This is a genomic window from Micrococcus lylae NBRC 15355 (assembly GCF_001570885.1).
Classification (GTDB): Bacteria; Actinomycetota; Actinomycetes; order Actinomycetales; family Micrococcaceae; genus Micrococcus; species Micrococcus lylae.
The window spans coordinates 25,960-36,362 of the sequence record NZ_BCSN01000027.1 but is presented as its reverse complement, the minus strand read 5'-3'; the positions used below and the strand labels follow the sequence as shown (position 1 = coordinate 36,362).

Genomic DNA, 10,403 nt, shown 5'->3' with positions numbered 1-10,403 from the left:
CTGGACGGCACCTTCCGCCTGGACGACTACCGGCGCACCATCCGCGCCGAGTCCTCCGACGGCTACATCTCCATGCGCACGGGCGAGCAACTCCTCGCCATGGGTGCGCTGGTGCGGGTGGCGCGCGGGGACGAGATCGACGCGCTCGACCAGATCGTGGAGCACGCCCAGTTGGGGGAGGGCGCGGAGCTGGACCTGGCCCCCTTCCTGGAGCAGTTCTCCGAAGAGGACATCGACCGGCTGCGCGAGCACATCGGCATGACCCTGCGCGAGCCGGCCGTCTCCGAGCTGTTCGAGCGGTGGGAGGAGTCCGGCGAGCTCGAGCGCTGGCTGGAGCGCTCCCGCGCCGTCGTGCCGTGAGCTGGTGAACGCTCGGTCCTGAGCGCTCGACTCTGGGGGCTCGGTCCTGAGCGCTCGATCCGATTCGGAGTGCGCCAGAGTGGCTCTCGATCGGAACGAAGGCCCGGCGGCCCGCCGGGCTCCCCGCCCTGACGCCCCGACGCCCCGACGCCCTGGACCTGCCAGGTCGCCGGGGCGTCGTCGTGCCTCGGCGTCAGCGCGCGTAGCGCGTGAGCCGCAGCGAGTTCAGCACCACCAGCACGGAGGAGGCGGCCATCGCCCCGCCGGCGATCATCGGGTTGAGCAGGCCCAGTGCCGCCACCGGGATGCCGAGCGTGTTGTAGGCGAACGCCCAGAACAGGTTCATGCGGATCACGCCGAGCGTCTTCCGGGACAGCTCCAGTGACTGCACCACCTGCCGCAGGTCCGACCCCATCACGGTGATCGCCGCGGCCTCGCGCGCCACATCGGTGCCCGAGCCCATCGCGATGCCCACGTCCGCCAGGGCCAGCGCCGGGGCGTCGTTGACGCCGTCGCCCACCATCCCGACGACGGCTCCCTCGCCCTGCAGAGACCGGACCACCTCGACCTTGGCCTCCGGCCGGACACCGGCCACCACGTCCTCCGGGTCGATCCCGACCTCGGCGGCGACGGCCTGCGCGACGGCGGCGTTGTCCCCGGTGACGAGCATCGGGCGCAGGCCCATGGCCTTGAGGTCCGCGATGGCTGCGGCGGAGGACTCCTTCACGGTGTCCTGCACGGCCACGAAGCCGGCGAGCTCGCCGTCCACGGCCACCCAGACGGCCGTCGACCCGGACTCTTCGGCCGCTGAGAACCGGGCTTCGGCCTCGGGGGAGAACGGGCGGGTGACGTGCTGGAGGATGAGGTCGCCGCGGCCGACCGCCACCTGCTGGGACGCGGGGGCGGCAGTGCCCTGCCCGGCAGTCTGCTGCCCTGCGACGTCGGGCGCGGACTCCGCCTGGGCCTGGTCGTCGAACACCACGCGACCGCTCACGCCGCCGCCGGCCGAGGACGCGAAGTCCTCCACGGCGGGCAGCTGCAGTCCGTGCTCCGCGGCGCCCTCCACGATCGCCTTGGCGATCGGATGCTCCGAACCGTGCTCCACCGCTGCGGCGAGGGTGAGCAGGGCCGCCTGGGCCGGGGTCAGCGCCCGGTGGGCGTCGTGGCGGGGGCGGGTGCCGTCGTCGGGAAGGGGGGCCGCCGGAACAGACCCGACGTTTTCCCGAACGAAAGCGCTCGGGGACTCGACGTTGTCCCGAACGAAAGCGTCCGGGGACTCGACGTTTTCCCGAACGAAAGCGCCATGGGCGTCGCCGTCGTCCCTGCCGTCGGGCAGGGGCACGACCTGCGTCAGCCGCATGCGGCCCTCGGTGACGGTGCCGGTCTTGTCCAGGACGATCGTGTCCACGGTGCGGGAGTCCTCGAGGACCTCGGGCCCGCGGATGAGGATGCCCAGCTGCGAGGCCCTTCCCGTCCCGGCCAGCAGCCCCACGGGCGTCGCCAGGCCCAGCGCGCACGGGCACGCGATCACCAGCACGGCCACAGACGCCCGCAGCGCCGAGGCCACGTCCCCACCGGTGACCAGCAGCCACACCACCAGGGTGACCGCGGCGATCGCCATGACGATCGGCACGAACACCGCGGAGATGCGGTCCGCCAGCCGGGCGACCTTCGCCTTGCCGGTCTGTGCCTCGGCCACCAGGCGGCCCATCTGGGCGAGCGTGGTGTCCGCGCCGGTGCGCACGGCCCGCGCCACCAGCCGCCCGGTGACGTTCACGGTGGCGCCGGTGAGCTCGTCGCCGGGCCCGACCTCCACCGGCACGGACTCGCCCGTCAGCAGCGAGGCGTCCACCGCGGAGGTCCCCTCGACCACCACGGCGTCCGTCGGGACCTTCTCGCCGGGGCGGATCAGCATCGTGTCGCCCGGGGCCAGGGACTCTGCCGGCACCACCTGCTCGGTCCGCGTGGCCGGGTCCCACAGCGTCGCCTGCGCGGCGCCGAGGTCCAGCAGCGTCCGCAGCGCCTGCCCGGCCCGGCGCTTCGCGCGCGCCTCGAGCCAGCGGCCCAGCAGCAGGAACGTGGTGATGACCGCCGCGGTCTCGAAGTAGAGGCTGTGGTCCGCCATCTCGGCCATCGTGCGGCCGACGTGTGCGGTCATCTGCGGGTGCAGGAGCAGCTCGATCGTCGAGTAGCCCCAGGACACCAGCACGCCCACGGACACCAGCGTGTCCATGGTGGACGATCCGTGCCGGGCGGTGCGCGCGGCGGCCGCGTGGAAGGGCCAGGCCGCGTAGAACACCACCGGCGCGGACAGGACGAGCGCCACCCAGCCCCAGTGCGTGAACTGCGCGGCCGGGACCATCGACACCACCACGGTCGGCACGGTCAGCAGCGCCGCCACCACCAGCCGCCGCAGCAGCGTGTCCGGGGCGTGCGCATCGGTGGCGCCGGAAGCGGGGTCGGCAGGGGAGCCGGCGGGTGTGCCGCCGTCCGGGGCGGCCGGGTCCGTCCCGTCGTCGGGACGGCGGTTGCCGTGCTTCCCGACGACGGCCGGGGCCTTCTCCTGCACGCTCGCCCCGTAGCCGGCCGCCTCCACGGCGGCGATCAGCTCCGCGTCCGAGACGGACTCGGGTGCGGTGACGGCGGCCTGCTCCAGCGGCAGGTTCACCGTCGCCGAGACCCCGTCCACCTTGCCCAGCTTGCGCTCCACTCGGCGCACGCAGGACGCGCACGTCATGCCCGTGACGTCAAGGGTCACGGTGCGGGTGGGCGCCGGCGTCTCCTGTGCGTGCGCGTCCGCCGGGTCGTGCGGCGCCGGGGCGGTGCCGTGTGACGCCTGAGGCGAGGCCGTCGCCGAGGCCTCCGCCGAGGCGGGGCGGCCGTCGTCGGGAAGGGGTGAGGGGCCGGTGGGCATCAGGCGGACACGACCTCGTAGCCGGCCTCCTCGACCGCGGCGCGCAGGTCGGCGGGGTCCAGGGGCTGGTCGGAGGTGACGGTGGCGGTGGAGACGCCGCCGGGGACGAGGTCGACGTCCACGGCGGTGACCGTCGGCAGCTCGGAGATCTCCTCGGTGACGGAGGCGACGCAGTGGTCGCAGGTCAGTCCGGTCATCGTCAGTGCGGTGGTGGCCATGTGGGGCTCCTTCTGTGTGTGTGGGACGGATGGGGAGAGGTGCGACTCGGGGACGGGGCGGGGCCTGGTCAGCGTGTTCGGGTCCTTGACAGCGTGTTCAAGGCGGTTCAGCGCAGGAGGCGGCCGATCGCGGCGGTGGCTTCGGCGACCTTCGCGTCCACGATGTCGGCGCGGCCGGTGTGGTCGGCCTGCACGGCGGCCTCGGCCACGCAGTGCCGCAGGTGGTCCTGCACAAGGGCGAGGCTCACGGACTGCAGGGACTTCGTGGCGGCCGAGACCTGCGTGAGGATGTCGATGCAGTAGACGTCCTCGTCCACCATGCGCTGCAGCCCGCGGATCTGGCCTTCGATGCGGCGCAGGCGCTTGAGGTACGCATGCTTCTGCTCGCCATAGCCGTGGGTGTGGCCGGCGTCGGCATGGTCCTCAGCGTCGTCGCAACAGCTGGTTACGGTGCTCTCCATACCCTCTGTTCTATACCCCCTGGGGGTATGAATGCAACGTGGTCGGCATCTCAGCCGGACCGCTGCGGGACGCCCCACACCTCGGGTGCGGAACAATGGGTGGCATGTCCGCCCCGCACGAGAATCTGCGCTCCCTCCTGCCCTCCGTCCATGCCGACGCCGCCTTCGCGGACGCCGTGGTGTGGGTCCAGGGGGAGAAGGCTCTGGTCGGAGCCGGAGGGTGGACCGTGCTGCTGCAGGGCAAGGACCGGCTGCGCCGCATCTCCCAGCTGTGGTCCCGCAGTGTGAAGGCCACCCCGCAGACCGGCACCCTGGCGATGCTCCCGGTGCCGGCGGCGGAGGCGGACGAGCCGCGGCCGCAGCCGGCCCAGCGGGCCTGGGTGGCCGGAACCTTCACCGACGCCTCGGACGAGCCGGCCGTGCTGCGCATCCCGACGCACTGGACCGAGCAGAGTCCGCAGGGCGTGAAGCTGTTCGTGCAGGACGTCTCCGCCACCGCCCTGCGCGCGGCCGTGGCCGTGGACGAGGCCGCTGAGCTCGCCCCGCACGGGCACATGCCGCTGCCGGCCGCGGACCCGGAGCGCGCCTGGGACGACTCCGGCTACGCCGACGGCGTCCGTGCGGTGCTCGAGCGCCTGGGCCGGCCGTCCGAGGGCCCGGAGGCCACCGGCGAGATCCTGCGCAAGGTGGTCATCAGCCGCACCGAGACCGTGCCGGCGGATGAAGGTGCGCTCTGGTCTGCGTTGGACCGGCTGCGCGAGGCCTACCCGCAGACCTGGGTGTTCGCCGTCGGCGGTCTGCTGGGTGCCACCCCGGAGATGCTCGCCACCCAGCACGACGGCGCGGTGGAGTCCCTCGTGCTCGCCGGCTCCGTGCCACGCGGGTCCACCGTGCAGGCTGACGAGGCGGCCAAGGCGTACATCGCCGCGGACCATCGCCTGGCGGACGAGCATCACTGGGCCGCGCGCTCCGTGTGGGAGGCGCTGACCCCGGTGCTTCAGATGGACGACTCGACGTTCATGCCGCACCTGCTGACCCTGCCGAACGTGCACCACCTGGCCACCCGCATCTCCGGGCAGCTCAAGGCCGCCGCCGGCACCGTGCTGGACGTGGTCACCCGCATGCACCCGACCGCCGCCGTGGGTGGCACCCCGACGCCCGACGCCGTGCGCGTGATCGCCGAGGTCGAGCCGGTGGACCGCGGCCGCTACGGCGCACCCGTGGGCTGGGTGGACGGCTCAGGCGACGGTGAGATCGCCCTGGCCCTGCGCTGCGGGCAGGCCATGCGGGCGGCGGAGGGGCCGGACAGGGGCGCAGGCGACGGCGTGGCGAACGCCGAGGGTGAGCCCAGTCCCGACGTGGCCGTGGCCGTACGCCTGCACGCAGGCGGCGGCATCGTGCCGGGCGCGGACCCGGCCGAGGAGGTCACGGAGATCGGCGTGAAGTTCCAGCCGATGCGCCGGGCGCTCGGTGTGGATGTCGGCGCCTGAATCCTTCTTCTCCACGCACGACGACGGCGGGGCACCTTCCGTGCGAAAGGTGCCCCGCCGTCGTCGGGAAGCCTGAGCGGTCCTCCGGGTGGGGTCAGGCGGCCGCCAGCTCCATGTCCTCCTCCATCTCGCGGAGGCGACGCTCGGCGTCGTGCTCGGTGAGTGTCGGCATGAAGTGGTACAGGCGGGCGGTGGCCTTGAACTCGTCGACGACCTCACGGAAGGTCGATCGGACGGTGGCCTCGCCGAGGGTGGCGGCGTGGCGGGCGACCAGGTCGTTCTCGACGCGGGTCATCACGCGGCGCAACAGGACGGGGTTCGGCTGGGTGGGCAGGGCCTCGCGGTACTCGGTGGTGTTGATGCTCATGTGCGAGCACCTCCTTTGCGTGCCGGACGGATCCGGCGTCTCGGGGCGGACGTTCGGGGAAGCGGTCCGCCGGGAAATCTTCGGTTCTGGTTCGCTCTCCGTTCGGGAAGGTGAACGGGAAGTGAACAACTCCTAAACCAAGGATACGCGAAACGGGGTGAAAAGCAAGTGTGGACAGGGCGGTCGGCATGGCGGGGGTCACAGTGCGTGGCAGGCGGGTGGCGAGGAATCGGCGCGATTCCACGGTTTCTGGCGGCACGGTCGATGGTGAACTGAGGTGAACACAAGGTGAACGGCGCCGCCCGTGCGCGGTTCACCGGACGTTCACTCGAGCGCGGGTCGGGGCCACCCTCCGGGCGCCGTCGGCAGCGCGGCCCCTGTGCCCAGCCACCCCGCTCGTCGTCGCTCGCGAAAGGGGAGGCCCTCCACCGCCGGCCGCACGCCCTGAGACGATGGAGCCATGACCTGGTTGCGTCCCCTCCTGCGTCCAGCACCTCCGCCGCGCACGGCGGCGGAGGTCGCTCGGCAGTCGGTCATGCTCGCCGGGGCCGGGGCGGCGATCCTGCTGCAGGTGGCGGACCATCGGGTGGGGGCGGGAGTGGCCGCGCACTCGCGGTTCACCGAGGACCCGATCGCCCGGCTGCGGCACACCCTGCAGTACATCTGCGTGGCCGTGCTGCCGGAGGCACAGTTCGCACGCAGGAAGGTGCTGGGACACGTCCACCGCGCGCACGCTCCCGTCCGCGGGCTGGACGCACAGGGCCGGGCGTATTCGGCCTTCGACCCCGACGCCCAACTCTGGGTCGCCGCCACCCTCTACTGGGCCGGGGAGCAGGTGCGCCACCGCGTCTGGGGCACGCTCCCAGCCGACCAGGCGGAGCGGATGTACCGGGAGTACGCGTCCCTGGCGACCTCGCTCGGCGTCGCGGAGGAGCGCTGGCCGGCCGACCGCACCGCCTTCGACGCCTACTGGGACTTGCAGATGGCCGGGCTGGAGATCACCCCCGAGGTCCGCGCCGTCGCCGCCGACCTCTTCTCCGGGCAGGGCCTGTCACCGCCCTTGCGCGCCGCCCTGCCCCTGGCGAGGCTGCTCACCGCCGGGCTGCTGCCGGCACCCGTCCGCACCGGGCTCGGCTGGGGGTGGACCGGCCGGGACTCCCGCCGCGAGGCGCGCATCTGGGCCGTGGCCGCACCCGTGTACCGGCGCCTGCCAGAGGCACTGCAGGCAAGCGTGGCCCGCTGGATCCTGCGCACACTGCGGCGTTGAGCGCGCCGGCCGACCTCCCGGCCGATCTGGGAGGATGACACGCATGAGCACCACGGAATGGGTCGTCGTTGGCCTCATGGTCCTCGCGCTGATCGCGATGCCGTTCATCGTGCGGGCCGTCCTGCGCGCGCCCATGGAGCGCATCATCGAGCGCAAGGACATGCGCAGCCGTCCGGGCCTGATCGTCGGCAACTCGCCGGCCCACCGTCGGGCCAAGGCCCGCGCCGGACGGCAGACTCGGCGCCGCCCCGACGACGGCTGACCCCTCCCGTTTCGCGAGGGACAACGTCGGTGAGGGCTCGGGTCTACCCTGGTCCCTGTGAACGCGAACATCCCTGACGCCCTGTGGCCGAGCCGTCGCTCCACCGCGTTCACCGTCTACCTGATCGCGTGCGTGGTGCTGATCGCGCTGAACCTGCGCACGGTCTTCTCCTCCTTCGCCGCGGTCCTGTCCGAGTGGACGGCTCTGACCGGCATGGGTCCCGTCGCCGTCGCGCTGATCTCGGCGCTGCCGGTCACGGTCGTCGGGCTCGCGGCCCCGCTCGTCCCCCTGCTCGCCCGACGCTGGGGCACCTGGTCCGCGCTCGCCGTCGGCCTCGTCCTCATTGCGGCAGGCCTGGGCATCCGGTCCCTCCCCACCGGCGACGCCCTCTGGCCCCTCTGGTTCGGCACCCTTGCCGCGGCCCTGGGCATCTCCGTGGGCAACGTGGTCCTGCCGGTGATCGTGAAGATGGACTTCCCCTCCAGCATCGGGCTGATGAGCGGCATCTACACCATGACCATCTGCGCGTCCGCCGCGCTCGGCGCCGCTTTCACCCAGCCGCTGCTCGGCGCGCTCGGGGACGTCCGCCTCGCCCTCGGCGCCTGGGCCGGTTTCGCGCTCCTGGTCCTGATCGTGATCGCCCCTGCCCTGTGGTCCATGCGCGGCCTGGTCGGCCGCGTCCACCGCCCGGACCCCGCGTCTTCCCGACGACGGCCCCGCACCTCCGCCGGACCCCGCACCGTGTCGTCGGCCGGCTCCGTGGGAGCCGGCGGGGCGCGCCCCGCCGACCACGATGGCCAGGCGAGCGGACAGGCGGAGGCCGGTGCCGTCGTCGTGCCCCACCCGGAGCGGGAGGCGAGCCCGTTCCGGTCCCGGACCGCCTGGTGGCTGACGCTGATGATGGCCGCGCAGGCGATGAGCTCGTTCGCGGTGTTCGCGTGGATGGCGCCGATCCTGCGACACCGGGGGATGGAGGCCGGGGCTGCGGGGTCGGTGGTTGCGGCGTCGATCATGCTGCAGGTGGCCGGGTCGCTGGTGGCGCCGATCCTGGCGGCCCGGATGCGGCGGCAGTCCTGGCTGGCCGTGGCCGCGGCGGTGCTGACGGGGGCGGGGTTCGTGCTGGTGATCCTCGGGCCGATGGGGGCGATGGGCGTGTGGGCGGCGATGCTCGGCGTCGGGCAGGGGGCGCTGACCGCGGTGGCGCTGACGATGATCGGGCTGCGCACAGCGACCGCGTCCATGGCGTCCAGGCTGTCCGGGATGATGCAGGGCGTCGGGTACACGCTCGGCTCGTCGGGAACGTTCCTGGTGGGGCAGCTGTTCGCCGTGACGGGTTCCTATGTGCCGGCGGCCGTGCTGTTCGCGTGCACCGGGACGCTGGCGGCGGTGTTCGGATACCTGGCCGGGCGGGACAGGACCGTGCACGTGCGGGAGTAGCGGCCGGGCCGACCCCGGACGTCGTTGCGGGAGACCCCGTCGTTTTCGCTAGCGAAAGGGGAAGCGGTCGTGGGCCTCCGCCTCCCCTTTCGCGCGCGAAAGCGCTGGGCCTGCCTCCCCTTTCGCGAGCGAAAGCGCGGCGGGGGTGCAGTTGCCCGTGACCGGCGGCACCTGACCGTGCCCGCCCCGGGATGGGACAATGGCCGGGATGAGTGACAAGAGCCCCCGCCGCCCGAACCCCCGCACCCGCAGCGCCGCATCCGCCGAGCGCCCCCAGGTGCTGCCCCAGGCCGAGGGCTGGACCCAGGCCGCCGACGCCGAGGGCCGCCCGCTGCTGCAGTTCAAGCAGCCGCGCGTGAAGCAGCCCCCGCAGCACCTCGCCGACATGACCCTGGAGGAGCGTCAGGCCAAGGCCAAGGAGATCGGCCTGCCGGCGTTCCGCGCCAAGCAGCTCTCGGTGCACTACTTCGAGCGCCACACCACGGATCCGGAGCAGATGACCGACCTGCCCAAGGACAAGCGTGCGCAGATCGCCGAGGCGTTCTTCCCTCCGCTGCTCACCGAGGTGCGCCGCCTCAAGACGGACGACGGCGCCACCATCAAGTTCCTCTGGCGCCTGTTCGACGGCGCGCTCGTGGAGTCCGTGCTCATGCGCTACCCGGGCCGCGTCACGCTCTGCGTGTCCTCGCAGTGCGGCTGCGGCATGAACTGCCCGTTCTGCGCCACCGGCCAGAACGGCCTGACCCGGAACATGTCCGCCGCGGAGATCGTGGAGCAGGTGGTCCGCGCCAACCAGGTGATCGCCGCCGGAGACCTGGGTGGCCTGCAGAAGAAGGGACACAACGCCGAGCGCGTCACGAACATCGTGTTCATGGGCATGGGGGAGCCGCTGGCGAACTACAAGCGCCTCATGGCCGCCGTGCACCGCATGGTGGACCCGGCTCCGGAGGGCTTGGGCATGTCCGCCCGTAACATCACCGTCTCCACGGTGGGGCTGGTGCCGGCCATCAGGAAGCTCGCGCAGGAGAAGGTCCCGGTGACCTTCGCGCTGTCCCTGCACGCCCCGGACGACGAGCTGCGCGACGAGCTCATCCCTGTGAACTCCCGCTGGAAGGCGGATGAGGCGATCGACGCGGCCTACGAGTACTTCCAGGCCACCGGCCGCCGCGTGTCCATCGAGTACGCGCTCATCAAGGACATGAACGACCACCCGTGGCGCGCCGATCTGCTGGCGAAGAAGCTCAACGCCCGGGGACGCGGCTGGGTGCACGTGAATCCGATCCCGCTGAACCCGACCCCGGGCTCCATCTGGACGTCCTCCGAGCCGGACGTGATGCGCGAGTTCGTGCAGCGCCTGGAGGACGCCGGCATCCCGTGCACCCTCCGCGATACCCGCGGCAAGGAGATCGACGGCGCCTGTGGCCAGCTCGCCGCCGACGGCGACGACGAGGCCGCTGCGGAGATGGTCGCCGTGGAGCAGGCCGGCGAGGCAGGGCAGGCCGGGGAGGGCACCTCGGCCTCCTGAGGCGGCCTCCCACCTGCGTTTTGAGGGCACAACACGGCGTTGAGTTGCAATCTCAACCCCGTGTTGCGCCCTCAAAACGCATGTGCCGGGGTCATTGTGGCC

Annotated in this window: 10 protein-coding genes; 6 read left to right on the top strand and 4 right to left on the bottom strand. The window is 72.6% G+C overall.

The features are described from left to right. Positions 1 to 360 (top strand): DUF4259 domain-containing protein (locus tag MLY01S_RS07120; protein WP_067190677.1); only part of this gene is annotated, 360 nt, incomplete at its 5' end. Between the two features lie 193 nt (positions 361 to 553). On the opposite strand, the gene MLY01S_RS07115 is transcribed toward MLY01S_RS07120, so the two are convergent. The 3 genes from MLY01S_RS07115 to MLY01S_RS07105 all read right to left on the bottom strand — a co-directional run bounded on the left by MLY01S_RS07115 (position 554) and on the right by MLY01S_RS07105 (position 3,953). Next, a complete protein-coding gene (locus MLY01S_RS07115; RefSeq protein WP_082739822.1) occupies positions 554 to 3,274 on the bottom strand; it encodes a heavy metal translocating P-type ATPase in 2,721 nt (906 codons plus the stop codon). Then, positions 3,274 to 3,492, bottom strand: a complete 219-nt coding sequence (locus MLY01S_RS07110) for a heavy-metal-associated domain-containing protein (RefSeq protein WP_067190675.1) — start codon at positions 3,490 to 3,492, stop codon at positions 3,274 to 3,276. Before MLY01S_RS07110 ends, MLY01S_RS07115 begins: the two co-directional genes overlap by 1 nt. A 107-nt stretch (positions 3,493 to 3,599) precedes the next feature. After that, positions 3,600 to 3,953, bottom strand: coding sequence for a metal-sensitive transcriptional regulator (locus MLY01S_RS07105; protein WP_067190673.1), 354 nt, complete (start codon positions 3,951 to 3,953; stop codon positions 3,600 to 3,602). A 104-nt stretch (positions 3,954 to 4,057) separates the two neighbouring features. On the opposite strand from MLY01S_RS07105, the gene MLY01S_RS07100 reads away from it, so the two are divergent. Next, positions 4,058 to 5,443 carry an isochorismate synthase gene (locus tag MLY01S_RS07100; RefSeq protein ID WP_067190672.1) on the top strand — a complete coding sequence of 462 codons (1,386 nt, stop codon included), beginning with the start codon at positions 4,058 to 4,060 and terminating at the stop codon, positions 5,441 to 5,443. Positions 5,444 to 5,537: 94 nt separating this feature from the next. On the opposite strand, the gene MLY01S_RS07095 is transcribed toward MLY01S_RS07100, so the two are convergent. Beyond that, the gene (locus tag MLY01S_RS07095) at positions 5,538 to 5,810 is read right to left on the bottom strand and encodes a three-helix bundle dimerization domain-containing protein (RefSeq protein ID WP_067190670.1); all 273 of its coding nucleotides are present in this window, start codon (positions 5,808 to 5,810) and stop codon (positions 5,538 to 5,540) included. A 460-nt stretch (positions 5,811 to 6,270) separates the two neighbouring features. Between MLY01S_RS07095 and MLY01S_RS07090 the strand changes: the two genes are divergently transcribed. The 4 genes from MLY01S_RS07090 (at position 6,271) to rlmN (ending at position 10,301) form a co-directional block, all read left to right on the top strand. Beyond that, the gene (locus MLY01S_RS07090) at positions 6,271 to 7,077 is read left to right on the top strand and encodes an oxygenase MpaB family protein (RefSeq protein WP_245232159.1); all 807 of its coding nucleotides are present in this window, start codon (positions 6,271 to 6,273) and stop codon (positions 7,075 to 7,077) included. A gap of 43 nt (positions 7,078 to 7,120) precedes the next feature. After that, the gene (locus tag MLY01S_RS07085; protein WP_067190667.1) at positions 7,121 to 7,339 is read left to right on the top strand and encodes a hypothetical protein; all 219 of its coding nucleotides are present in this window, start codon (positions 7,121 to 7,123) and stop codon (positions 7,337 to 7,339) included. A gap of 57 nt (positions 7,340 to 7,396) precedes the next feature. After that, positions 7,397 to 8,776: an MFS transporter gene (locus MLY01S_RS07080; RefSeq protein ID WP_070637504.1), complete on the top strand. Its 1,380-nt coding sequence runs from the start codon at positions 7,397 to 7,399 to the stop codon at positions 8,774 to 8,776. A gap of 208 nt (positions 8,777 to 8,984) precedes the next feature. After that, on the top strand, positions 8,985 to 10,301 hold the full coding sequence (gene rlmN / locus MLY01S_RS07075) for a dual-specificity RNA methyltransferase RlmN (RefSeq protein WP_245232160.1): 1,317 nt from the start codon (positions 8,985 to 8,987) through the stop codon (positions 10,299 to 10,301). Positions 10,302 to 10,403 lie beyond the last annotated feature (102 nt).